The organism is Pseudomonas sp. SAS7, from assembly GCF_052112345.1.
GTDB lineage: Bacteria > Pseudomonadota > Gammaproteobacteria > Pseudomonadales > Pseudomonadaceae > Aquipseudomonas > Aquipseudomonas putida_Q.
In genome coordinates, this window is sequence record NZ_JBEGGO010000006.1 from 171,267 (window position 1) to 194,617 (window position 23,351).

Sequence of the window (23,351 nt, forward strand, 5' to 3'; positions counted from 1 at the left end):
TGGAATGTCGGGGGAGAACCTGAAAAGCGCGGACGCACCCATGGACGAGTGCAGTGCCGGATATGGGGGTGCCTGAAGCTGCATGCAGCTGCGACATTCCCGGACCTGGCACAAGAGGCTCCCCGGGAAGGCGAGCAATCTTGTTCCCTACGCAGGCGCTAACCTGATCAGGTTCAACGGGATCCGCACCTCTGCGATCTCAGCCTTTGCTTCAAGGCACCCCGACAAGAACATGCGCAGTCTAGACTGGAGTGGTCGGCAAAGCCAAGCGGGTAAATGCGCGGTTGATGAAAGGCACACCGGGCGATTGTTGCCAGGGGCGCATGGCACTACACTGGCCCGTCACTCGATACTCAACAGTTCAGTAATTAAATTTCGTACAAGGATTGCCTCTATGCTGCGCAAACTCTCACTGGCGATAGCCGTGTCTTGTGCGTCCAACGGAGTGGCCTGGGCAGTGGACGTGCCCTCGACAGTCAAAACCGATTTGGTCAGCGTTTATCAGGAAGCAGTAGACAACAACGCCGACCTGGCTGCGGCACGTGCCGATTATGGCGCCCGCCGCGAAGTGGTGCCGCAGGCCCGCGCCGGGTTGCTGCCAAACCTCTCGGCCGATGCCGAGATGCTGAACACCCGCACCAAGCTGGACGAGCCTTCCATCACCTCCAACCGTAGCGGCAACTCATGGAGCGCGACCCTGGCCCAGCCAATCTTCCGCGCTGATCGCTGGTTCCAGCTGCAGGCAGCTGAAGCGGTCAACGAGCAGGCGGCGCTGGAGCTGTCGGCCACTGAACAGAACCTGATCCTGCAAACCGCGCAAAACTACTTCGCCGTGCTGCGCGCGCAGGACAACCTGGCCGCCACCAAGGCCGAGGAAGCCGCGTTCAAACGCCAGCTGGACCAGTCCAACGAACGCTTCGATGTGGGCCTGTCGGACAAGACCGACGTGCTGCAATCCCAGGCCAGCTATGATACGGCCCGTGCCAACCGGATCATCGCCGAGCGCCAGGTGCAGGATGCCTTTGAAGCGCTGGTCACCCTGACCAACCGTGAATACACCTCGATTCAAGGCGTGGTGCATACCCTGCCGGTGCAGGTACCCACGCCAAACGACGCCAAGGCCTGGGTCGAAACCGCCGGCCGCCAGAACCTCAACCTGCTGGCCACCAACTATGCGGTTTCCGCCGCCGAAGAGACCCTGCGCCAGCGCAAGGCCGGCCATGCGCCGACCCTGGATGCAGTGGCCAAGTACCAGAAGGGTGACAACGACAACCTCGGCTTTACCAACCCTTCGCAATTGGGCGTGCGCTACAGCGGCGATGTCGAACAGACCAGCGTTGGCCTGCAGTTGAACATCCCGATCTACAGCGGCGGCCTGACCAGCTCGCAGGTACGCGAGGCCTATCAGCGCCTGAGCCAGAGCGAACAGCAGCGTGAAAGCCTGCGCCGCCAGGTGGTGGAAAACACCCGCAACCTGCACCGCGCGGTGAACACCGACGTGGAACAGGTACAAGCACGCAAGCAGTCGATCATCTCCAACCAGAGCGCGCTGGAAGCCACCGAAATCGGCTACCAAGTGGGTACCCGCAACATCGTCGACGTGCTCGATGCCCAGCGCCAGCTGTACACCTCGGTGCGCGACTACAACAACAGCCGCTATGACTACATCCTCGACAACCTGAGCCTGAAGCAGGCGGCCGGCACCCTCAGCCCGCAAGACCTGCAGGACCTCAAGCGCTACCTGAAACCGGACTACAACCCGGACAAGGACTTCCTGCCGCCAGACCTGGCTGCCGCAGCGGCCAAGAACTTTGAGCGCCGCCCTTGAAATAGGGGTGTATTGCTCACAGACCGGGTTGTTTTTGATAGCCTCATTGCCGGCAAGCCAGCTCCCACAGGTTCCTCACTGGCCTCAAGCCATGTGCAGTACCTGTGGAAGCTGGCTTGCCGGCGATGAGGCCAGGACAACCAAAGCAAAAGTCAGCGGATAAGCGCATCCAGGCCATCGAGCAAGCGCTGCAACGCGCCCTGATTGGCCTGCATCACCGCCCTGCCCGCCTCGCCCATGCGTTGCGCATCCTGCGGCAACTCGACCAGCCGCCGCACCGCCCCGGCCAGCCCGTCGGCATCGTCCACCTGCTGCAACGCCCCCGCTTCACGCAACATCGCGCTGATTTCAAGGAAGTTGAACACATGCGGCCCCATCAGCACCGGCAAGGCCAGCGCCGCCGGCTCCAGCGGGTTGTGCCCACCGGTCGGCACCAGGCTACCGCCGACAAAGGCAATATCAGCCAGCGCGTAGAGGAACAGCAACTCACCCATGGTGTCGCCCAGCAACACGCGGGTTTGCGCATCGACCGGGGCTGCCGAAGAACGGCGCACGGTGGTGAATTGCTCGCTGCACAGCGCATGCACAGCGTTGAAGCGCTCGGGATGGCGCGGTACCAGGATCAGCAAGGCATCGCCATGCACCTGCAACAACTGCCGATGCGCCTGCAAAATCAGCGCATCCTCACCGTCATGGGTACTGGCGGCAATCCACACCGGGCGCTGTTCGGCCCCCCACTGCTCACGCAATGCCCTGGCACGCGGCAGCAGTTGCCCGTCGACCTTCAAGTCGAACTTGATCGAACCGGTGACCTGCACGCACTCAGGGCGCGCGCCCAGGGCACGGAAGCGTTGCGCCTCGGTTTCGGTCTGCACGGCGATCAGGCTCATTTCCGCCAGCATCGGCCGTGTCAGTTTGGCAAAGCGCCCGTAGCCGCGTGCCGAACGCTCGGACAATCGCGCGTTGGCCAGCGCCACCGGAATCCCGCGTTTGGCGCACTGGTGGATGTGGTTGGGCCACAACTCGGTTTCCATGATGATGCCCAGCTTCGGCTGCACATGGGCGAGAAATCGCCCGGCCGCCCACGGCAAATCGTAGGGCAGGTAGCAATGCTGTACGCGCGGTTCGTCGGCGAACATGGCGCGAATACGCTCGGAACCTGTCGGCGTCATGCAGGTAAGCGTGATTGGCAATTCAGGGTAGGCCTTGAGCAAGGCACGCACCATAGGCGCCGCAGCGATGCTCTCGCCCACCGACACCGCATGCACCCAGATACCGCCCTGGCGCATGGCCGGCAGCTTGAAGGCAAAACGCTCGGCGACGCGCTGGCCATAGGCCGGCGCCTTGCGCGCGCGCAGGTACAGGCGCAGCGCGACCAGCGGCAGCCCCAGGTGAAACAGCAAGGTGTAGAGGGTTCTGTTCATGGCGGGGAGTTTACTAGTATCCGAGCCGATGGCGGCAGCGAATTGTAGCTCGACGCCTATGACATCAAGCGGCGCACGCCTTGGGTCGCACCGGGGAAACTGGCATTTTTGATAGTTGCGTAACTGGCGTACCGGCGCCTAAATATGATCACTACTCGAACAGAACGAAAATTACCAAAAAGTCGGAAGTTATGAATAGCTATTTACCCTACGGCTACTTATACGCCAATGCTTACGCCCTGCTGAGTTGCTTTAACGGCGAGCTACTATCAATGCCTCTACAAGCTTACGGGCTCGGTAACGGGCACCGTTTCTATGCACCCGCGCTCATGCGTTTTTTGTCACCTGACCCACTTAGTCCTTTTGAGAAAGGTGGCACCAACACCTATGCGTACTGCTCAAACGACCCTGTGAATTATCTGGACCCAACAGGTGGGTGCCGGAAGTTGTTTTCTGGAAAGCGTCCGGCGCCAAATTCACGTGTAGCGGTGGGTGGCTTGCCAGCATTACTCAAACACCGAACCATCCTTAAAAGCGTCAGCCAACACCTCTCAAGCAAAGAAATCAGTAATCTGACCAACGTTCTTCCCGGCATAAAAGCCGACATGGCCGGAATCTCGATGAAGCGCGCCACGCCCGAATCAACCACTCCCATTTTTAATCGGGGTGCAGATGAATTTACGGAAATAGCACTATCTAATTATTTTGCTCAGAACCACCTGACCCGTGGAGAGTTTAATCAATTGCTTACCGGTAGAACAAAAGCACTTCGCGCAGGCTATGATTATGGCATTAAAGACTATGAAAAATTTTTGGCACGAGCGCGTCTAAAACGACCTGACCAGAAGATTGTCAAGACCGTGTACAACCAAGTGCGAGATCTTTGGTCGACCAAACGCCAAGTAGAGTTTTAATCGCAAAACCGATAGGGCCGCTACTAACCAATCGCACGCAGGTGCACCCCAAAGCGCTCGGCCAGCCACTGCGCGGCCGGCCCCAGGGGCGCATCACGACGCCAGGCCAGTTCCGCCACCAGCGCCGGCGGGCGCCACTCGCTATCGAGCTCGACCATGTGCGCCTGGTAGGTCGGGTACTGCACCACGTGCCGCGGCAACCAGGCCCAGCCCAGGCCGCGCATCAGCAGTTCAGCCATGGCGTAGAAGCTGTCGGCACGCCATACCTGCGGGCTGATCGCCTCGCCGCCGGGGTAACCACTTTGCTGTGGGGCGATAAGCAATTGCCGGTGGCGTGCCAGTTGCTGGCGGGTGACCCGGCCCTCGCCCGCCAGTGGGTGGCCGATCGCGCATACCGTAACCATCTCCACACTGCCCAGCGCCCGCCGCTCCAGCGAGGCCGGGATGCTTTCGTGGTGGAAGAACAGGCCCAGATCGGCGCGCCGCTCCACCAATTTGCGCGCCACATCGCCCTGGGCACCGCTGGCCAGTTGCACCTCCAGGAACGGGTAGCGACTGGCCAGTTCGTCGAGGCTGTCGATCACCGGCTGGTAAGGCATGGCTTCGTCCTGGGCAACCCGCAGCAAGGCCTCCTGCCCACGCATCAGGGCCAGGGCACGGCCATCCAGGTGTTCGCACTGACGCAACAGTTCGCGGGCATCTTCCAACAACGCGCTGCCATTTTCGGTCAGCTTCGGTTGCCGGCCGCTGCTGCGCTCAAACAACGTCACACCCAGGTCTGCTTCCAGCAGGGCGATGGCATTGCTGATGGCCGATTGAGCCTTGCGTTGTTCACGGGCAACGGCAGAAAAGGAGCGCAATTCGGCGACGCGCAGAAAGATTCGCAGCTGCTCCAGGTTCCATTGCTCAGCCATCAACCTATCCCCATATCTGATAGGTAATGACTTTACCGCATCTGGGCAAGGCCTAGAATGCCAGACCAGTTACCAGAGGATCCTGTCATGAATGCCTATACCTATCTCGCCATCGCCATCTGCGCCGAAGTTATCGCCACTGCCTCCATGAAAGCGGTGAAAGGCCTGAGCACGCCACTGCCACTGCTGCTGATGGTGGTCGGCTACGGCATTGCGTTCTGGATGCTGACCCTGGTGGTACGCAGCATTCCGGTGGGGATCGCCTACGCCATCTGGTCGGGGCTGGGGATTGTGCTGATCAGCGTGGCGGCGCTGGTGATCTACGGGCAGAAGCTGGATGTGCCGGCGATGCTGGGCATGGCCATGATTGTGGGTGGGGTGGTGGTGATTCAGCTGTTCTCCAAAACAGCCGGGCATTGATGTTTGCCTGATGGATCCTGGGGCCGCTTTGCGGCCCATCGCGACACAAGGCCGCTCCTACAAGGGATCGTGCAGGCCTCGGAATTTGCGGGGCACCTGTAGGAGCGGCCTTGTGTCGCGATGGGCTGCGCAGCAGCCCCAGGATCACAAAGCCCACACTGGCCTGAGCCTGTATACTTGCCAGCTGTCCCAGTCTTCGAGGTACCGCCATGCCATCTGCCATTTCCACTGACGTGCTGATCGTCGGCGCCGGGGTCGCAGGCCTCTGGCTCAATGCCCGCCTGCGCCGCCAGGGCTACTCGACAGTGCTGGTGGAACGCGCCAGCCTTGGCGGTGAGCAGACGATCAAGTCGCAGGGCATCATCCACGGCGGCACCAAGTACGCGCTGCACGGCGCCCTGACCGGCGCCTCGGAAGCCATCGCCGACATGCCGCGGCGCTGGCGTGAGGCCTTGGCTGGCGACGGCGAACTCGACCTCGGCCGTACCCGCCTGCTCTCCGATGCCCACTACTTGTGGTCACCGGGCACCCTGGCCGGCAACCTCACAAGCTTCTTCGCCAGCAAGGCTGTGCGCACCCGTGTCGAACAGGTCAAGGGCGAACAACTGCCGCCTGCACTGCAGGACCGCGCCTTCAAGGGCAAGGTGTATCGCCTGGCCGAGCTGGTCATCGACGTGCCCAGCTTGCTGGCCAACCTGGCCGAACTGGCGGGTGACAGCCTGCTGGCGGGCGAACACATCGAACCGCTGAGCGAAGGCGACGAACTGGTCGGCCTGCGCGTCGACGGCCGCGAAATCCGTGCCCAGCGCGTTGTATTGAGTGCAGGCGCCGGCACCGCAGACTTGCTGCACACCCTCGGCTTGCAGCAGCCCGCAATGCAGACACGCCCCCTGCACATGGTCATGGCCAAGGGCCCGAACCTCAAACCTTTGTACGCTCACTGCCTCGGTGGCGGGCCCAAGCCGCGCGTTACGGTGACTACCCACCCGGCAGCCGATGGCCAGTGGGTGTGGTACCTCGGCGGCGACCTGGCCGAAGCCGATGGCGTGGCACGCGAACCGGCCGCACAGATTGCTGCGGCGCAGAAGGAAATCGCCAGCCTGCTGCCATGGGTCGACCAAAGCCAGGTGCGCTGGGCCACCCTGCGGGTCGACCGTGCAGAGCCCGCACAATCGGGCCTGGTTCGCCCGGACAACGCATTCCTCGCCGACCAGCAACGCTTGATGGTCGGCTGGCCGACCAAGCTGGCTTTGGCACCCGACTTCAGCGACCGAGTTATCGCCCATCTGGAGCGCGACGGCATCCGCCCACAGGCACAAGCCGACCTGGCCGGCCTGCCACGCCCACCGCTAGGTGTACCAGCCTGGGAGCAACTGCTGCCATGAGCCTGCCCACCCTGCACGACTTCCACCGCCCGCTGGGCAGCACCGGTTTCCAGGTTTCGCCGCTGGGCCTGGGCACGGTCAAGCTGGGCCGCGACCAGGGTGTGAAGTACCCCACCGGTTTCACCATCCCGGACGATGACGAAGCCCGCATGCTGCTGGCGCAGGCCCGCGAACTGGGCATCAACCTGATCGACACTGCCCCCGCCTATGGCCGCAGCGAAGAACGCCTGGGCCCACTGCTGCGCGGCCAACGCGATGAATGGGTGATCGTCAGCAAGGTCGGCGAAGAATTCGACAATGGCCTGTCGCACTTCGACTTCAGTGCCGCCCACACCCGCCGTTCGGTGGAGCGCAGCCTGCGCCGCCTGGAAACCGACCGTATCGAACTGGTGCTGGTGCATTCCGACGGCAACGACCTGGCGATCCTCGAACAGCAGGAGGTCTATCAGACCTTGGCCGAGCTCAAGCAGGAGGGCAAGATCCTCGGTTTCGGCCTGTCCGGCAAGACCGTCGCCGGCGGCCTGAAAGCGCTGGAGCAAGGCGACTGTGCAATGGTCACCTATAACCTCAACGAACAGGCAGAACGCCCGGTGCTGGACTACGCTGCCGAACACGGCAAGGCCATCCTGGTAAAGAAGGCCCTGGCCAGCGGGCATGTCTGCCTGGCCCCGGGCGTTGACCCGGTGCAGGCAAGCTTCGAGCTGCTATTCGCCCACCCGGGCGTCAGCAGTGCTATCGTCGGCACCATCAATCCGCTGCACCTGGCCCACAACGTGGCCACCGTCGCCCGCATCCTGGGCCAGCACTGAGATGCCCCTGGCCCAACAAGGGCCAGGAGAATGACCCGACGCAAGGAGGAGCCTCGTGGCGCGAACGCTGATCCGCAAGAACCCGAGCAACTTCAAGACACTGCCACTGCATGTCGAAGCCACACCCGAAGGCCTGATTTACCAGAGCATCGGCATGCCGCTGAACTTTGCCCAGACCCAACAGCGGCGCAAGGCCATCCAGCTGCCCGACACGCAGCGCTTCGTGGTCGAACTGGCCAACCTGGGTGTCTCGGTGCGCCTGACCCTGCATTGGCAAAACCGTGATTACTGGGTGTTGGTGCGCCAGCGCCGGCAAGACCGTGGCGATGTGGTGCTGAAACTGATTTCTGGGTATGTACCGGCGCAGGAGCTGAACCTGCCGTTGCACACGGCTGTTCAGGAAGTGGCTGAGGAATGCCTGCTGGAAACCCCGGAAGGCTGGTTAGGCGGGCGCTTCAACGATACCTGGCTGCCCGTCCCATACGCCGCCGCCCTTCACTATCGTGAAACACCGCACTTCTTGCTGACCCCTGAGTCCGGCGCAGCCCGGCCCGTGCACAGTGGCAACCTGATGCTGCTTGAGCGGCCACGGGCCTATGTGCATCTGCCCACCGCCTCGCTGCAACTGATCTACGACATGCGCCTGCAGGTGCCCCGGGAAGCCAAGAAACTCAGCCTGTTCCACGTCGATGAGCGACTGGAGGGTGACCAACTGGTAGCGCGGCTCAACCGTAAGCGGCCAGACCTCTATCTGATGCCGTTGAAGGACGGCCATCCGCTGGCGGAGCTGTATACGCTGAAGAAGGATGAACTGGTTCCGGCGAGCACGCGCGGACTCTACCTGGCCGAGAGTTTTGCCCGGCAGGAAGGCTGGGTAGTGACGGACGAACGGGTGCGCTGGAAGGACTGGGTGAAGCAGCAGGGGCTGGTGGAGAGCAAGCCGGCGCGGGCATCGCACCTGCAGCGCTTTGGCGACAAGGCCCGGGCATTGCTGGAGCGGGCGCGTACCAGCCTGAACAAGTGATACTGGGGCTGCTTTGCAGCCCGTTCGCGGCACAAGGCCGCTCCTACCGGGACCGCATTTGCCATGGCTTACGCGATCCCTGTAGGAGCGGCCTTGTGCCGCGAACGGGCCGCAAAGCGGCCCCGGCTGTATCAGTTCTTGCGAATCTTCTCGACAATCGCGGTGGTCGAGCTGTTCTCGACCAGGCCAAGCACCTTCACAGTGCCGCCATAGGCCTTGACGATATCAGCGCCCACTACCTGATCAATGCCATAGTCGCCCCCCTTGACCAACACATCCGGCTTGACCTGGCTCAGCAGGTTTTCCGGGGTGCCTTCCGGGAAGCTGATTACCCAGTCCACCGCGCCCAGCCCGGCCAGTACGGCCATGCGCCGGTCGACGCTGTTGATCGGCCGGCCCGGCCCTTTCAAACGGCTGACCGAAGCGTCGTCGTTGACCGCGACGATCAGGCGATCGCCCTGGGCCCGCGCCTGCTCCAGGTAGGTGACATGCCCGGCATGCAGGATGTCGAAGCAGCCGTTGGTGAAGACAATCTTCTCTTTGTGCGCCCGCGCGTCATCGATGGCCAGCAGCAGTTGCTCCAGGCCCAGCACGCCGCGCTCGGAGCCTTCCTCGCGCTGGATCGCCCGGCGCAGTTCGGGGGCACTGATTGCAGCGGTACCCAGCTTGCCGACCACGATGCCTGCCGCCAGGTTGGCCAGGGCCACCGCGTGGGGGAGGTCCTCGCCCGCGGCAATGGCTGCGGCAAGGGTGGAGATGACGGTATCGCCGGCACCGGTCACGTCGAACACTTCACGTGCCCGCGCCGGCAGGTGCAGCGCCGGCTGGCCAATGCGCAGCAGGGTCATGCCGTGCTCGCCCCGGGTTACCAGCACGGCGCCCAGGTCCAGGTCCTGCAGCAGCTGCAAGCCTTTGGCGACCAGTTCGGCCTCATCGGCGCAACGGCCAACGATAGTCTCGAACTCGCTGAGGTTCGGGGTAATCAGGCTGGCGCCACGGTAGATGGAAAAGTCCTTGCCCTTGGGGTCGGCCAGCACCGGAATGCCCTTGGCCCGCGCCGCCTGGATCAGGCTTTGGTGATTCTTCAGTGCGCCCTTGCCGTAGTCCGACAAGACAAGCACCTTGACCCCTTCGAGCAGGTTGTCGACTTCGGCACCCAGCGACAGCGGGTCAGTGGCGAACGGCTCTTCGAAATCGATACGCAGCAGCTGCTGGTGACGGCTCATGACCCGCAGCTTGACGATGGTCGGCTGGTGCGCGATGCGCTGGAACACCGACCGCACGCCCGCAGCCTGCAGGCTGTTGGCCAGGCTGTCGGCGGCCTCGTCCTGGCCGGTAACGCCGATCAGCGAAGCCGGTGCGCCTAAAGCGGCAATGTTCAGGGCAACGTTGGCCGCGCCGCCGGGGCGATCCTCGATCTGATCGACCTTCACCACCGGCACTGGCGCTTCAGGCGAGATACGCGAAGTACCGCCATGCCAGTAGCGGTCGAGCATGACATCGCCGACCACCAGAACCGGGGCTTGATCGAAACGCGGCATGGACAACTTCATGGGCAACCCATATGAAAAATAATGAACAGGGGCAGGATATTAGCACAGGGTAGTCGACGGCTTTACGGCCAGATCGTCCCCAGTAAATTCCCGTGACGATCGGGGCCGTTACGGCCCCGATCAGGGAGGACTCAGGTGATATCGGCCTTGACCGGCTCATCCAGGCCCATGGCGTGCAGGCGGGCATAATGGCCATTGGCCGCGAGCAGCTCGGCGTGGGTGCCGCGTTCTACCAGGCGCCCCTGGTCCATGACCAGGATCTGGTCAGCCTTCTCGATGGTCGACAGGCGGTGGGCGATCACCAGCGTGGTGCGGCCTTGCATCACGTGGTCCAGGGCAGCCTGGATGTGCCGCTCGGATTCGGTATCCAGTGCCGAGGTGGCCTCGTCGAGAATCAGCAGCGGCGCGTTTTTCAGCAGCGCCCGGGCAATGGCCAGGCGCTGGCGCTGGCCGCCAGAGAGCAGCACGCCGTTTTCACCCACGTCGGTGTCGAAGCCCTTCGGCAAGCGGTCGACGAACTCTTTGGCGTAAGCATCGGCCGCAGCGGCTTCGATGTCGGCGCGTGGGGCACCCGCCAGATCGCCATAGGCGATGTTGTTGGCCACTGTGTCGTTGAACAGGGTGACGTGCTGGGTCACCTGCGAAACGTGGCGGCGCAGGTTGCGCAGGCGGTAGTTCTCGATCTCCACACCATCAAGCAGGATCTGCCCCTGGTCGTGGTGATAGAAACGCGGGATCAGCGCCGCCAGGGTCGACTTGCCGCTGCCAGAGCGGCCGACCAGGGCGATCATCTGCCCAGGCTCGGCGACAAAGCTGATGTCGCTCAGCACTTCACGCTCGGTACCCGGGTAGGTGAAGCTCAGGTTGCGTACTTCCAGGCGCCCGTCCACACGGTCTTTCTCGACAGTACCGGTGTCCAGTTCAGGCTCTTCGTCCAGTTGCTCGAAGATGCTTTCTGCACCTGCCAGGCCCTTCTGAATAGTCGAGCTGACTTCCGACAACTGACGAATCGGCTTGGGCAGCAGGCCGGCAGCCGTGATATAGGCCACCAGGTCACCGGCGGTGGACTCACCACGCAGGAACAGCACCAGGAACATCAGCGCGGCCATGGCGCTGTAGATCACAAGTTGCAGCATCGGCGTATACAGTGAGCCGGTCTTGGTCATGCGCAGCTGCTTGTCGGTGTTGCTCTGGCTGGCCTTGCTGAAACGCCGCTGCTCGTAGGCCTCGCCGCCGAAGCTACGGACCACGCGGTACCCCTGGATGGTTTCCGACGCAACGTGGGTGACGTCGCCCATGGCCACCTGAATCTTCTTGCTCTGCTTGCGGAATTTCTTGCTGGCGATGCTGACCATAACCGCGATCACCGGCAGGATGGCGACCATGACCAAGGTCAGGTGCCAGTTCATCCACAGCAGGTAGGCAAACAGGAACACCACGGTCAGGCCTTCACGGATGACAACCTTGATTGCATCGGTGGCAGCACCGGTGACCATGGTCACGTTGAAGGTGATACGCGAAATCAGGTGCCCGGAGTTGTGGTTGTCGAAGTAGCGGTTGGGCAGTACCAGCAGCTTGTTGAACAACTCCACGCGCAGGTCGTGCACCAGGCACAGGGAAACCTTGGCCAGGAAATAGTTGCCAAGGAACGACCCCAGGCCCTGCCACGCGGCGATCAGGATGATCAGCAGCGGCACCGCCTGCAGCAATTGCAGGTCGCGCAGGTAGGGGACATTGGGGAACAACACCGCTTCAGGGTTGCTCAGCCCGTCAACAAAGTACTTCAGGATGCCGGCCAGCATCGGCTGGGTCGAGGCAAAGATCACGAAACCGACAATGCTCAGCAGGAAAATGCCGACATAGGGTTTCACATAGCCCAACAGCCGGAAGTAGATCTTCAGGCTGGAGGTGTGCTCCGCCGGTCGCGGGGTTTCGGCCATTATCAAGCTCGCTGTTCAGGTTGAACCGGAAATTTTACCACAGGCGTCATTTTCGGCACGCCCCCATGGCAGCATCATGGCAAGGCCAACAGGCAGCCAGCTGATGAACCATTCGGCACGCGGCGTACCGGTGAGGCTGGCGGCATCGAACTGCATGGCCAGGGTCGAGTACACCCAGAAGCTCAGCAGGAGCTTGCCGAACAAGGTGCCGCGCACGCGAATGATTTCACCCAGCGTGAACAACCACACCAAGACCCAGAGCAGCATGCCAGGCAGGCCCATCTCCACGGCAACGTGGGTAAACATGTTGTGGGTGTGGTCGAAGTGCCTGCCCACCGCACTGACGTCGTAGCCCGCACCAAGGCCCAGGCCGGTCCAGGGGTGCGCGGCAATCATGTCGACCACGGCATGGAAGATTTCCGGCCGGAAGGATGAGCCGCGCAGGGCGATCAGGTCATACATCGCAGAAACAGCAAGGCCGGTTGCAATGACTGCCAGGATGGAAAACACCTGGCTGTGGCGGTCACGGAACCACAGCGGTGCCATGGTGACGGTGAGTACCAGGGCCAGGAGCGCGCCACGGCTCTGGCTGAGCATGGCAAAAGCCCCCAGGCAAGCCAGTGCAACCAGCCACAGCAGCTGCAGGCCACGCTGCCGCGGTGGCTCATAAAGCAGGAAAAGAACGGCCGAGCCAATGACATAAGCACCCAGAATGGGATGTGATATCTCGCCAATGCCGGCCAGGCGGGCCAGCAAAGACTTACCCTGCAAACCATAGAAGTTGACGATCGAGACCAGTGCCGCGACGGCCAGCAGGCCGCTACCAAGCAGCAACAGCTGGCGAACCTTCGCCAGGCCCAGCTGGGCCAGCAGCGGGAACGCCAGCAGGAACACCAGAATGTAGAGCAGGCGCTTGATCTCGCGCCCCGAGTCCTCTGCGGGCGACCAGGCCAGGCTCAGGCCACTCCAGGCCAACAGCAGCAGCACACTCATCCACAACGCCGGCTGACGCTTCCAGGCTTGCACCAGTACCGCGCGGGCCGACCAGGCCAGCACCAACGTCGGCAGCCACAGGAACAACACCAGGCCTTGCTGATAAATCTTGTTGCTCGGCGCCAAGGCAATCGCCCCCAGGAACCAGACCAGGCCCAACCCCAACCAGGCCTGCGCCCAGTTTTTTTGATACAGCATCCATTTCCCCCGATGAATCAAAGGCACCGTCCATGGTGCTACAGCATTATTTTCGGCATTATTACCGGTCATTTTGCTCGCCAGACGACAAGGCTCTATTCATGCAATGCTCCCGGCTCACCCAGGTCGACTTCGATCAGCTGACACAAGGCGCACAGGTGCTTGAGGCAGACAGCCATGGCGCCAAAGTCTACCTGCTCGCGGATGGTAATATCCTCAAGGTTTTTCGCAGGAAGCGGCTGATTTCATCTGCACTGCTGCGCCCCTACTCACAGCGCTTCGTCGATAACGCCGCGCGCCTGGCGCAACTGGGTATCCCCACCCTGGAGGTGATCAGCCAGCACAAGCTCGACCAGCCAGGCCGCACTGCTGTGCTGTATCGGCCGCTACCCGGGCGCACCTTGCTGCAAATGTCGCGCGATGAAGGCTTCAGCTGGGACACGTATCTTCCGCAACTGATCCAGCTGGTGCGCCAGCTGCACCACAGCGGCGTGTACTTCCGCTCGTTGCACCTGGGCAATGTCGTGGTTACCCCTGACCAGCACCTGGGCCTGATCGATGTGGCCGACATGCGCTTTTTGCGCCCGCCGTTGTCGGCCCGCATGATTCGGCGCAATGTGCAGCACATGGTGCGCTATATCGAGCGGGAGAACCTGGGCGACCGGTTCCCCCTGGCCGCCTTCGAGGCAGCCCTGCTGGCGCGCTGAGCGTCAGTTGCGCAACAGGATCTGCGAGCCGGTGCAGAAGGCCTGCCAGGCTTGCTCCGGCGCCAGCGCCTGACGCTGCCGCGCAGCTACCGCCGGGGCGCTGAGGGCTGTACAACGCTCGATCGCTTCAGCCCATGCGCTCTCGTCGGCAACGGGCAGGTAGCCACCGGTGTCACGCAACTGCTCGCGGAACACCGGCAGGTCACTGCATACCACCGGTACATCGGCCATCACCGCCTCTTGCACTACCAGCCCCAGGCCCTCGGAACGCGAAGGCACCAACAGCCAGTCGAATGCCCGATAGAGCTGCTGCAGGTCCTCGCGGTGACCGCGCAGATGAACCCGCCCAGCCAGGCCCAGCGCATCGATACGCTCCTGCAGCACGGCATGCTGCGGCCCCTCACCAATGATCGCCAACTGCAGTCCCGGTTGCCTTGCAATGGCCTTGGCGAATGCCTCGATCAGCATTTCGAAGCCTTTGCTCTCTACCAACCGCCCTACCGCGCCCAGCGTCACCCCTTCGGCCTGAGGCAGCTGCAGCGCATGCCTGGCCTTGTCCCGGCTCAGCAACGGTTCGACGAACGCCAGCGGGTCGAGCGCCATGCGCAGGGTCTGCACCGGCCTGCCCAGGTCATGCTCCAGCGACTCGGCCAGCGTACGCGACACAGCTGCGATGCTCAGGCGCTCGGCCGGGAGCATACGCAACAAGCGAATATCGCTGCTGTTCAGGCGGGTCTTGCCATGGAACAGCACCTTGGCCCGCACCTGTGGAATGTTTTGCAGCAGCGGCAGTACCAGCCGCGCGACGCCAATACCGTCAAGCAAGACGATTTCTGCCTTGGCCTCGGTCAGCGCCTTGCGCAAACGCATGCGCAACCACGGCCGCAGCAGGCGCCACAGGTGCCGCCCTTTCAACGCCCGGGGTGGCATGTGCCATTCCCGTGTCGAACCGAGCCCACAGCACAGCCCGCTACCCAGCAGCAACCAGTTACTGATCCGGGCATCGGTACCGGCGTGCGAAAGCACTTGCCGATGCACCTTGTGGATGGACATGTACGGCGTTCCGCCCGCCCACATCATATTGACGATGTTCATGGGCCCTCTCCCGCTCATGTCAGGTGGGACAGCGACTTCATTGAACAAAAAGGGTGATACCCATGCCGATCAAGGCACCTGTCACCAGCGTCAATGCCAGTTTGATCCGATCACGTTGGCGACGCTTGGCCTTGCGCTCCACTTCAATGGGCAAGATCACGTGATTGCCGAATCCAGTGTGCAAAACCGCATCTCCCTCCAAGGTGACAGCTGTCAGATTCAACTCAGCGTAGCGACGAGAAAGCGCCTTCTCTCCAGCATAGGCGGCAAATGGCGCACAGCGCTGGTAATCACTCAACCGACGCAGGCCGGGATTGAGCGAAAACGCCTGCCATTCAGCCTTGTCGGATAACAGCGGATAGCACGGGACGCCGGCGATGATCTGGCGATCGCCCAGGTGGATGTACGGGCTATGGATAGCCAGGTCGTGGGCATGGCTGCGCAGCCACACCTGCAACACGTCCGGGCTGGTATCCAGAATGGCCCGCGAATCTTCGACAAAGGCCTGGCGGTAGAAATGCCAGTCGTCTTCGCAGTGGAAGATATACGGCGTCTTGACGTGGCTGTAGGCCAGGTCGATAGACGGCAACTGGCCGAGCTTGGGCCGGTTGACGAACACTTTGCAGTGCGGTTTCCAGTGCTCTGGCACAGCGCCATGCACGGCATCGTCACCGGAATCTTCGGTGATGAACACTTCGCGAATGGGCGCGGTGTTGTAGCGATCGAAACTCTCAAGGGTGTCTTTGAGCAGATCGAACCGCCCACAACTGGTCACGACAAGCGTGACATCACTTTCTTCTGAAAAGCGCACCGGACTCCCTCCGCATTGCGACTATAGGCTTTCAACACCCGCTCCTGGGCGCGAAAGCTCTTGTTTAGATACCCAGCTTCAGGCGCAGCCGCTGCCACGCAGACAACGGCGGGTGGGGCCTGAGTGCCGGGCGCATGTGGTCGACGATGCTACGTCCAACTGCGGCGAAACTGAAACGGGAAACCGCCAGATGGCGGCCATTTTCTGCAATCTGCCGAGCCAGTTCAGGGTCTGCACGCAAACGGCGGAGCTTTCCCTGAAGGGTCGGGATGTTGTCATAGAACACCACGTTGTGCATGTCTTGCAGGCCCAATGCGCGGTTTTCTTCCTCGCCCTGGTCGTACGCCAGCAACACACAGCCACAGGCCATGGCTTCGAAGTTCTTGATCATGTATTCGCCCATGCCGACATCGGCACTGACGAAGAAACGAATACGGTTGAGCGTGTTGCAATAGTCATCACCCGACTTGGTGCGGGTTACCAGCAGGTTCTCGACCTGGCCCAACTCGTCCAGCAGCGTCTTGCGACCGCTGTAGGCCACGCTGTTGACACTGCCGACGAAGGCCAGTTCGATGTCGCGCTCACGCCCTTGGTCGGCCAGCAATTGCTCGTCATAGCCCTTGGGCACGAACACCGCATCGAAACCTTCCTGGCGCAGGCGCTCGCTGACCATGTAGCCAGAGCTGATCACCCGCGCCCATGGCAGCTGGCGGTAATGGGCGCTGAACTTGCCGGTGTACTTGCACGGGATGTAGTTCTGGTAGGCGTCATGCTCAAGGATGACCAGGTTCGGTACGGTACGGATGAAGGCCACCTGGCGGATTTCCTGCTTGAAGCGCAGGAAGAACACGATGCGGTCATAGCGCTCGACCTGCACTTCACGCTTGAAGTAGCGACGCAGGTTGCGCTGGTCTTCGCTGGTCAGCCAACGCAGGTCGCACTCGCAGTTGGCCGCGACGCCATCGTACAGGCGGTCGAGAATCGCCCGCTGTTCCTTCTGCACCAGAAATAGGACTTTCATTGCTTTCCTTGGGCGCTCTGCGCCATCGCGGTCAACCATGGGGCGTGCTTACAGCTCGCGCCGCCAGAACAGTTCGTGTCGGCGCACGGCCTTGCGGAAGAATTCGTTCTCCCCATAAGGCGACGGCCGCCGCCCGGCCAGCCAGCGTTGCAGCAAGCGGCGCAGGCGGCGTTTGAACGGCGCGGGCGGCTGCAGGTCGTGCATCATGCCCAGGGCCATGGCCTTGTCGTGCTGGGTAGCCCGGCCCAAGACCAGGCTGCAAGGTGCCCAGGCCTGTGCAGCGCCCAACTGCGGAGGCAACGCCACGCCATCGCCGCTGTCACCCATGGGCCAGCGGTCGTTGTCATGCAGGTGGTTGGCGTAGCACAGCAGGGTTTGTGGCTGCCAGGCCAGGCCTTGCAAGGCCTCCAGCACCGCCGCCTGGGCGCAGATGTGATCGGGGTGCGGGTCAAGCTGCGGGTGCGGCATCACCAGCACTTCTGGCTTGGCCGTTTCCAGCAAGGCCCGCAGGTCGGCCAGCAGGTTGTGCCAGGTTGGCGCACCGTCGCTGTCGGCCGGCAGCGGGAACGGGTTGAACTGCCGGAATACGCGGATATCGGCGAGGTCGGCTTCACGGGAGGCGGCCGGCTGGTCGGGCGCGGCCTGCATGGCAGGCAGTTGCAGGCAGAAGTAGCCCAACTGCACGCAACGCGACTCCGGCACACCGGCCCAACGTGGCACGGCGATGCTGTCCCAGGCTCGCAGGCGACCCTTCAGGCGCGCGGCCTCGGCCTTGGCCAGGCCCATCTGCTGGTAGTGCTCTGCCTCGATTTCACCGGCGGTCAGCGTCACGACCCAGGTTTCATCTGCCTGGCTGTACAGGCCATACGCAGCCAGCTCGGCGTCGTCGGCATGCGGCGCAATCACCATCACCCGGCGCCGTTGCAGTTCGACCGCGGGCATTATCCACAGACGCGGCTCGCCCAGCAGCCGGCAATGGCGGCCACGCAGGCGCAACGTGCCAGCTTGCAGCGGCGCAGCCAGGCCGGTCAGGTTGAGGAAGCGCACGCCATCGACACCACGCTCGAAGGTTTGCCGATCGGCCTGCTCACCCGCCAGCAGCGCGACCTGCGGGTCCAGGAACCGACCGAGCCAGCTGCCTTTTACCCGCAGCTCAAGCACCAGGGTTTCATCGCCCTGCAACGCGCAGTCGGCATTGAGCAGGCCACCCTGCAGGCTGGCAGGCACCTGCCGCGCATGGTCACCGAAGTCGTAGACGTAGTCCTCGCCGGGCGCATAGAACAGGTGGTCGGCAAACCAGGCCTCATGGGCGGCCCAGAGCAGCGGCAACAGCAACAGCGGCAACCACCACCAGGCCAGTACACCGAGGGCGACCAGCGCCACCAGGCCGGCCAGCAAGCCCAGGCGCTTGTTGCGCCGGTGACGCTTGAGCAACTGCTGCTTGCGGCTCACGCCTGATACACCGGCACAGGGTTGCACCAACGGTCCTTGTATTCGCGATCGGCACGGCCGAACGAGAAGCGCAATGGCTTGTTGCGCGCCCGGGCATCTTCCCAGGCGGCCTGGGTATTGAGGAAGCTCAGCACGCTGCCTGGGCTGAAAGCCTTGGTTTCAGGGTCTACACCGCCATTGATGTACTCGACACTGACCCATTCGGGTGCTTCGACGCGATACACCAGCTGGATGGCAATCGGCTTGCCGTCCAGCATCAGCACCGAGCCGATCAGCAGCTCGCGCAGGCGCTCCAGCACCTCGGCCATGCGCTCGGCACCGGTGGCCGGGAAGCCCCAGCGGCGCTGGAACAGGTCGCAGTACATGCTGGCGATTTCCTGCGCACTGAAGTCGCTGATCGGGCGCACCACGCCACCCGCCTCTTCCAGCAGACGCAGTTCGCGGCGCTGGTTGTAGCGGAATTTCTTCGACAGGTCTTCGTGCGCCCGCGCCATCGCCAGCTGTTCCTTCTGCGCCTTGAGGCCGCTGAAACGGCCCTGGCACAGTTCGGACAGGTAGCGTGCGGTATGGCGCAACGGTGCAGCGGCATCGGCCGCCGCGGGCAGGATGATTTCGGCATTGCCCAGGTCAAACAGGGCTTTTTTGCCGGCACGCTTGAGCACATCCTTGGCCAGCGCCAGGTGGCGCCCCCAGGTCGGGATAGCGGCTTTCAGCTCGCCGGCCTGGTACCAGCCCAGGTAGCGCACCGGGATCTGCGCCAGGTCAGCCAGTTGCTCGACCACTAGCGGATGGGTGGCGACACTGCCACCAAAACGCGCCCACGCCTCGGCATAGGCCTTGGCGTCGATAGTTTGCCAACCGCGCTCGCGGAAGGCCTGGATACGATTGAGCATCAAGCCTGCCCCACCAGCGCGCGCACCTGTGGCAACTGCCAGAAGGCCTCGCGTACCGCTTGATCGGAAAAGCGTTCACGCAGGCGTTGCAGCATGTGCTCGGCACAGGCCTGGCGCTGTTCAGCGCCCAGCGTGGCCATATGCTGCAGGCCCTGACCCAACTGGGCAGCATCGCCCAACGGGAACAGCACACCCACACCCTCGACCACCTCACGGGCCCCGCCGCAGGCCGTAGCCAGCACCGGCACGCCAGCGACCATGGCTTCGAGCAGGACCATGCCGAACGGCTCGTGGTCGGAGCTCAGGGCGAACACGTCGAAGGCCTGGAAGTAGCGGCGTGCATCCGGCACCTGGCCCAGGAAGTCCACCTGTCCGGCAATGCCCAGCTCGGCGGCCAGGGCCTTGAGTTCGGCCTCCAGCCGGCCCTTGCCGAGGATCGCCAGACGCGCACCGGCCGGCAGCGCGGGCAGCGCCTGGGCAAAACCACGCAACAGCGTGGCCTGATCCTTGTCCGGGTGCAGGCGCCCGACGTTGCCGACGACCCACGCCTGGGCATCCAGGCCCAGTGCCTGGCGTGCCTCGGCGCGCGGCACCAGGGCTGTTTGCAGGGCATCGATGTCGATGCGGTTGTACAGGGTCTGGATGCGCTCGGCCGGCCACTGTGGCAGGCAGCGGCGCATGTCGTCACGCACCGCGTCCGACACGCCCAGCAGGCTCAGCCGCTTGCTGAACAGGTTGGCGAACAGCCGACGGCCTTTGCGCTCATAGTCGCCAAAGGCATGGTGCACGCCAATGACCGGCAGGCCGGTACCCAGCAAGGCCACGTAGATGGGCTTGAAGCGGTGGGCAATGCAGAAGGCGAAGTTGCGCTCGGCCGCGATGCGCCGCAAGGCACGGATGGCACCGAGCTTCAGGCCACGCACAGCCTTGGAGCTGAACTCCAGGAACAGCACCTCGTCCGACGCGCAACCGGCCGCCACCTGCGGGTCGGCTGCACCGGTGAGGAACACCGTGGTGACCTGGTAGCCACGCCCCTGGAACAGGCTGGCGTACTGACGGGCGCAGTCGAGGAACGGCCCGTCATAGCCATGGCAGAACTGCAGGATGCGCGGTTCAGAGCGGCTGGTCATACGCGGCCGCGCCGTCCTTCACAACCAGGATGTCTTCCATGATCAGGTACTGCAGGTCCGAGCCGAAGAACATGTTCAGGGCGTCGGTCGGCGAGCAGATCATCGGTTCACCACGGCGGTTCAGCGAGGTGTTCAGCGACACGCCGTTGCCGGTCAGGTCTTCCAGCGCTTTCATCATGTCGTAGTAGCGCGGGTTGTACTCGCGCTTGAGCACCTGTGCACGCGAAGTACCGTCCTCGTGCACCACTTCCGGTACGCGGGTCTTCCACTCTTCAGCCACTTCGAAGGTGAAGGTCATGAACGGCGCCGGGTGGTCGACCTTGATCATCTGCGGGGCGACGGTGTCGAGCATCGACGGGCAGAAAGGTCTCCAGCGCTCGCGGAACTTGATCTGGTGGTTGATACGGTCAGCCACGCCTTCGACGCTTGGGCAGCCGATGATCGAACGGCCACCCAGGGCACGCGGGCCGAACTCCATGCGGCCCTGGAACCAGGCCACCGGGTTACCATCGACCATGATCTGGGCGATCTGCTGCGGCATGTTGTCGAGCTTGCGCCACTTCGGCTGGTCCGGGTGACGGGCGCAGGCGGCGATCACGTCTTCGTTGGAGTACGACGGGCCGAGGTAGACGTGTTCCATCTTCTCGACCGGTACGCCACGGGCGTGGGAAACATAGGCGGCCGCGCCAACGGCAGTACCGGCATCGCCGGAGGCCGGCTGGACGAACAGCTCTTTCACGTCCGGGCGGGCGATGATCTTCTGGTTGAGCTTGACGTTCAGCGCACAGCCGCCGGCGAAGGCCAGCTTGCCGGTTTCACGCAGGGTGTCGCCCAGGTAGTGGTCGATCATCTGCAGCGCCAGCTTCTCGAACAGCGCCTGCATGCTGGCCGCGTAATGAATATAAGGCTCGTCGGCGATATCGCCTTCGCGCTTGGGGCCCAGCCATTCGATCAGCTTTGGCGAGAAGTAGAACCCCTTGCCCTTCTCTTTATAACGGCGCAGGCCGATGACGTTGGCGTACTCGGTGTTGATCACCAGTTCGCCGTTTTCGAAGCTGGCCAGGCGCGAGAAGTCGTACTTGCTGGCGTCGCCATACGGCGCCATGCCCATGACCTTGAACTCGCCATCGAGCATTTCGAAGCCAAGGAACTCGGTGATCGCGCCATACAAGCCACCCAGGGAGTCCGGGTCGAAGAATTCCTTGATCTTGTGGATCTTGCCGTTTTCGCCGTAGCCAAAGAAGGTGGTGGCGTATTCGCCTTTACCGTCAATGCCGAGGATCGCGGTTTTTTCCTTGAAGCCCGAGCAGTGGTAGGCACTGGAGGCGTGGGCCAGGTGGTGCTCGACTGGCTCGATCTTGACCTTTTTCGGGTCGAAGCCCAGCTGCTCCAGGCACCAGACGATCTTCTTGCGGTAGCGCTTGTAGCGACGGTTGCCCATCAGGATGGCGTCGAGGGCGCGATCCGGGGCGTACCAGTAGCGCTTGGCATAGTGCCAGCGCGCCTTGCCGAACAGGCTGATCGGGGCGAACGGGATGGCTACCACGTCGACGTCGGACGGCTTGATGCCTGCCTGCTCCAGGCAGAACTTCGCCGACTCGTAGGGCATGCGGTTCTTCGCATGCTTGTCACGCACGAAGCGCTCTTCTTCGGCGGCGGCAATCAGCTTGCCGTCAATGTACAGGGCCGCGGAAGGGTCATGGCTAAGGGCGCCGGACAGGCCAAGAATCGTCAATGCCAAGGGATTAGCCTCTTCATTCGGTAAAAATGCGCCAGCGGCCTCATGGGCGGGTGGCGGCTAAAGGGCGGGATTATAACGCAAACATCAGGACCTGCGCGGTCGTTGTAGGAGCGGCCTTGTGCCGCGACAGGGCCGCAAAGCGGCCCCAGATTTCAGCTTCGCAGCAGAAATTGCCGGGGCCGCTTTGCGGCCCTATCGCGGCACAAGGCCGCTCCTATAGGGGATCGCGGCGCGACTTATTCGGCGATCAGCCAGTCCATGCGGTAGCTACCGTCCGTCTGGGCCAGCTCCTTGGCCAGCCACGGCAGCAGCTCCTTGAGCTCTTCTTCCAGGCCCCACGGCGGGTTGGCGATGGCCAGGCCCGAACCATTGAGGCCCTGCGGGCTGTCCTGATGATGCACATACAGCTCTACCCGCAGCAGTTTCGGCGCGCCGGTGCTGGTCAGGTCCTGGTAGTAGCGCGTCAGCGAGCGCTGGTCCTTGATCGGGTACCAGATTGCCGCGACGGTCTGGCGCATGCGGCTGATGGCCTCTTTCATGGAATTGGTGCAGCGCTTGAGCTCATCGGCCTGCTCGAACGGCGGGTCGATCAGCATGATCGCGCGCTTTTCCTGCACCGGCAGCAAGGCCCGCGGCACATGCCAGCCTTCGCCCAGGTGCACGACCACACGCGGGTCTTTTTTCATGTTCTCTTTGAGCAGCGGCCCGTCTTCAGGGTGCTTTTCGTTGAGCAGGGCGCGATCTTGCTGGCGCATCAGGCGGCGCGCCAGTTCGGGCGAACCGGGGTAGTAACGCAGCTCACCGTCGGCGTTCAGGCGCTTGATGACACGCAGGTAATCGGCAGCCATGGCCGGCACATCATCGCGGCCCCACAGGCGGGCGACGCCTTCAAGGTACTCGCCGGTGCGGGTTGCCTGGTCGCCTTGCAGGTCGTACAGACCGAGCCCTGCGTGGGTATCGATGTAGGCGAACGGCTGCTCCTTGCGCGACATCAAGGCGATGAGGCGGGTGAGCACGATGTGTTTGAGGACGTCGGCGTGGTTGCCGGCGTGGAAGGCGTGACGATAGTTCATGGCAACTCCTGCGAAGGCGGCAAGTT

The 23,351-nt window shown here is 62.9% G+C and carries 20 protein-coding genes and 1 riboswitch; of the genes, 7 read left to right on the plus strand and 13 right to left on the minus strand.

The features are described from left to right. Positions 1–127 precede the first annotated feature (127 nt). A riboswitch (TPP riboswitch) is annotated at positions 128–234 on the minus strand. Positions 235–394: 160 nt separating this feature from the next. Continuing rightward, positions 395–1,828: a TolC family outer membrane protein gene (locus tag ABI582_RS12075; RefSeq protein WP_132845073.1), complete on the plus strand. Its 1,434-nt coding sequence runs from the start codon at positions 395–397 to the stop codon at positions 1,826–1,828. A 152-nt stretch (positions 1,829–1,980) separates the two neighbouring features. Here ABI582_RS12075 and waaA read toward each other — a convergent pair whose 3' ends face one another. Next, entirely contained in the window at positions 1,981–3,252 is a 1,272-nt protein-coding gene (gene waaA, locus ABI582_RS12080; RefSeq protein WP_442119282.1) for a lipid IV(A) 3-deoxy-D-manno-octulosonic acid transferase, read from the minus strand. A 191-nt stretch (positions 3,253–3,443) separates the two neighbouring features. Here waaA and ABI582_RS12085 point away from each other — a divergent pair, with 191 nt between their 5' ends. Then, on the plus strand, positions 3,444–4,166 hold the full coding sequence (locus tag ABI582_RS12085) for an RHS repeat-associated core domain-containing protein (protein WP_442119283.1): 723 nt from the start codon (positions 3,444–3,446) through the stop codon (positions 4,164–4,166). A gap of 23 nt (positions 4,167–4,189) precedes the next feature. On the opposite strand, the gene ABI582_RS12090 is transcribed toward ABI582_RS12085, so the two are convergent. After that, positions 4,190–5,080, minus strand: coding sequence for a LysR family transcriptional regulator (locus ABI582_RS12090; protein ID WP_442119284.1), 891 nt, complete (start codon positions 5,078–5,080; stop codon positions 4,190–4,192). A gap of 87 nt (positions 5,081–5,167) precedes the next feature. Here ABI582_RS12090 and ABI582_RS12095 point away from each other — a divergent pair, with 87 nt between their 5' ends. The 4 genes from ABI582_RS12095 (at position 5,168) to ABI582_RS12110 (ending at position 8,718) form a co-directional block, all read left to right on the plus strand. Continuing rightward, on the plus strand, positions 5,168–5,500 hold the full coding sequence (locus tag ABI582_RS12095; RefSeq protein WP_008095055.1) for a DMT family transporter: 333 nt from the start codon (positions 5,168–5,170) through the stop codon (positions 5,498–5,500). A 209-nt stretch (positions 5,501–5,709) separates the two neighbouring features. Beyond that, the gene (locus ABI582_RS12100) at positions 5,710–6,885 is read left to right on the plus strand and encodes an NAD(P)/FAD-dependent oxidoreductase (protein ID WP_442119285.1); all 1,176 of its coding nucleotides are present in this window, start codon (positions 5,710–5,712) and stop codon (positions 6,883–6,885) included. Then, positions 6,882–7,694, plus strand: a complete 813-nt coding sequence (locus ABI582_RS12105; RefSeq protein WP_442119286.1) for an aldo/keto reductase — start codon at positions 6,882–6,884, stop codon at positions 7,692–7,694. The genes ABI582_RS12100 and ABI582_RS12105 overlap by 4 nt, the downstream gene beginning before the upstream one ends. A 55-nt stretch (positions 7,695–7,749) precedes the next feature. Further along, positions 7,750–8,718 carry a metal ABC transporter ATPase gene (locus ABI582_RS12110; RefSeq protein WP_338745426.1) on the plus strand — a complete coding sequence of 323 codons (969 nt, stop codon included), beginning with the start codon at positions 7,750–7,752 and terminating at the stop codon, positions 8,716–8,718. A 131-nt stretch (positions 8,719–8,849) separates the two neighbouring features. Here the strand turns inward: ABI582_RS12110 and hldE are convergent, their stop codons facing one another. The 3 genes from hldE to ABI582_RS12125 all read right to left on the minus strand — a co-directional run bounded on the left by hldE (position 8,850) and on the right by ABI582_RS12125 (position 13,402). Next, on the minus strand, positions 8,850–10,271 hold the full coding sequence (gene hldE, locus ABI582_RS12115; protein ID WP_338745427.1) for a bifunctional D-glycero-beta-D-manno-heptose-7-phosphate kinase/D-glycero-beta-D-manno-heptose 1-phosphate adenylyltransferase HldE: 1,422 nt from the start codon (positions 10,269–10,271) through the stop codon (positions 8,850–8,852). Positions 10,272–10,402: 131 nt separating this feature from the next. After that, positions 10,403–12,211 carry a lipid A export permease/ATP-binding protein MsbA gene (gene msbA / locus ABI582_RS12120; RefSeq protein WP_338745428.1) on the minus strand — a complete coding sequence of 603 codons (1,809 nt, stop codon included), beginning with the start codon at positions 12,209–12,211 and terminating at the stop codon, positions 10,403–10,405. Between the two features lie 15 nt (positions 12,212–12,226). Then, entirely contained in the window at positions 12,227–13,402 is a 1,176-nt protein-coding gene (locus ABI582_RS12125; protein WP_442119287.1) for an O-antigen ligase family protein, read from the minus strand. Positions 13,403–13,503: 101 nt separating this feature from the next. On the opposite strand from ABI582_RS12125, the gene ABI582_RS12130 reads away from it, so the two are divergent. After that, positions 13,504–14,109 (plus strand): toluene tolerance protein, encoded by a 606-nt coding sequence (locus ABI582_RS12130; protein WP_338745430.1) that lies wholly within the window; start codon positions 13,504–13,506, stop codon positions 14,107–14,109. A gap of 3 nt (positions 14,110–14,112) precedes the next feature. On the opposite strand, the gene ABI582_RS12135 is transcribed toward ABI582_RS12130, so the two are convergent. The 8 genes from ABI582_RS12135 to ABI582_RS12170 all read right to left on the minus strand — a co-directional run bounded on the left by ABI582_RS12135 (position 14,113) and on the right by ABI582_RS12170 (position 23,325). Next, positions 14,113–15,204: a glycosyltransferase gene (locus ABI582_RS12135; protein ID WP_338745431.1), complete on the minus strand. Its 1,092-nt coding sequence runs from the start codon at positions 15,202–15,204 to the stop codon at positions 14,113–14,115. Between the two features lie 37 nt (positions 15,205–15,241). After that, positions 15,242–16,015: a glycosyltransferase family 2 protein gene (locus ABI582_RS12140; RefSeq protein WP_338745432.1), complete on the minus strand. Its 774-nt coding sequence runs from the start codon at positions 16,013–16,015 to the stop codon at positions 15,242–15,244. A 64-nt stretch (positions 16,016–16,079) separates the two neighbouring features. Further along, a complete protein-coding gene (locus tag ABI582_RS12145) occupies positions 16,080–17,036 on the minus strand; it encodes a glycosyltransferase family protein (protein WP_442119288.1) in 957 nt (318 codons plus the stop codon). 48 nt (positions 17,037–17,084) lie between these two features. Beyond that, positions 17,085–18,488 carry a PIG-L deacetylase family protein gene (locus tag ABI582_RS12150; RefSeq protein ID WP_442119289.1) on the minus strand — a complete coding sequence of 468 codons (1,404 nt, stop codon included), beginning with the start codon at positions 18,486–18,488 and terminating at the stop codon, positions 17,085–17,087. Then, the gene (locus ABI582_RS12155; protein WP_019472404.1) at positions 18,485–19,381 is read right to left on the minus strand and encodes an antimicrobial resistance protein Mig-14; all 897 of its coding nucleotides are present in this window, start codon (positions 19,379–19,381) and stop codon (positions 18,485–18,487) included. Before ABI582_RS12155 ends, ABI582_RS12150 begins: the two co-directional genes overlap by 4 nt. Continuing rightward, entirely contained in the window at positions 19,381–20,511 is a 1,131-nt protein-coding gene (locus ABI582_RS12160; protein WP_442119290.1) for a glycosyltransferase, read from the minus strand. The genes ABI582_RS12155 and ABI582_RS12160 overlap by 1 nt, the downstream gene beginning before the upstream one ends. Next, the gene (locus ABI582_RS12165) at positions 20,495–22,252 is read right to left on the minus strand and encodes a carbamoyltransferase family protein (RefSeq protein WP_016501928.1); all 1,758 of its coding nucleotides are present in this window, start codon (positions 22,250–22,252) and stop codon (positions 20,495–20,497) included. The genes ABI582_RS12160 and ABI582_RS12165 overlap by 17 nt, the downstream gene beginning before the upstream one ends. Positions 22,253–22,488: 236 nt before the next feature. Next, the gene (locus ABI582_RS12170) at positions 22,489–23,325 is read right to left on the minus strand and encodes a 23S rRNA (adenine(2030)-N(6))-methyltransferase RlmJ (RefSeq protein WP_016501929.1); all 837 of its coding nucleotides are present in this window, start codon (positions 23,323–23,325) and stop codon (positions 22,489–22,491) included. Positions 23,326–23,351: the final 26 nt, after the last annotated feature.

What these genes read in the sequence shown, in the direction of transcription:
- ABI582_RS12075 (WP_132845073.1), top strand. Translation starts at nt 395, where the DNA reads ATGCTGCGCAAACTCTCACTGGCGATAGCCGTGTCTTGTGCGTCCAAC.
- waaA (WP_442119282.1), bottom strand. Translation starts at nt 3,252, where the DNA reads ATGAACAGAACCCTCTACACCTTGCTGTTTCACCTGGGGCTGCCGCTG.
- ABI582_RS12085 (WP_442119283.1), top strand. Translation starts at nt 3,444, where the DNA reads ATGAATAGCTATTTACCCTACGGCTACTTATACGCCAATGCTTACGCC.
- ABI582_RS12090 (WP_442119284.1), bottom strand. Translation starts at nt 5,080, where the DNA reads ATGGCTGAGCAATGGAACCTGGAGCAGCTGCGAATCTTTCTGCGCGTC.
- ABI582_RS12095 (WP_008095055.1), top strand. Translation starts at nt 5,168, where the DNA reads ATGAATGCCTATACCTATCTCGCCATCGCCATCTGCGCCGAAGTTATC.
- ABI582_RS12100 (WP_442119285.1), top strand. Translation starts at nt 5,710, where the DNA reads ATGCCATCTGCCATTTCCACTGACGTGCTGATCGTCGGCGCCGGGGTC.
- ABI582_RS12105 (WP_442119286.1), top strand. Translation starts at nt 6,882, where the DNA reads ATGAGCCTGCCCACCCTGCACGACTTCCACCGCCCGCTGGGCAGCACC.
- hldE (WP_338745427.1), bottom strand. Translation starts at nt 10,271, where the DNA reads ATGAAGTTGTCCATGCCGCGTTTCGATCAAGCCCCGGTTCTGGTGGTC.
- msbA (WP_338745428.1), bottom strand. Translation starts at nt 12,211, where the DNA reads ATGGCCGAAACCCCGCGACCGGCGGAGCACACCTCCAGCCTGAAGATC.
- ABI582_RS12125 (WP_442119287.1), bottom strand. Translation starts at nt 13,402, where the DNA reads ATGCTGTATCAAAAAAACTGGGCGCAGGCCTGGTTGGGGTTGGGCCTG.
- ABI582_RS12130 (WP_338745430.1), top strand. Translation starts at nt 13,504, where the DNA reads ATGCAATGCTCCCGGCTCACCCAGGTCGACTTCGATCAGCTGACACAA.
- ABI582_RS12135 (WP_338745431.1), bottom strand. Translation starts at nt 15,204, where the DNA reads ATGAACATCGTCAATATGATGTGGGCGGGCGGAACGCCGTACATGTCC.
- ABI582_RS12145 (WP_442119288.1), bottom strand. Translation starts at nt 17,036, where the DNA reads ATGAAAGTCCTATTTCTGGTGCAGAAGGAACAGCGGGCGATTCTCGAC.
- ABI582_RS12155 (WP_019472404.1), bottom strand. Translation starts at nt 19,381, where the DNA reads ATGCTCAATCGTATCCAGGCCTTCCGCGAGCGCGGTTGGCAAACTATC.
- ABI582_RS12160 (WP_442119290.1), bottom strand. Translation starts at nt 20,511, where the DNA reads ATGACCAGCCGCTCTGAACCGCGCATCCTGCAGTTCTGCCATGGCTAT.
- ABI582_RS12170 (WP_016501929.1), bottom strand. Translation starts at nt 23,325, where the DNA reads ATGAACTATCGTCACGCCTTCCACGCCGGCAACCACGCCGACGTCCTC.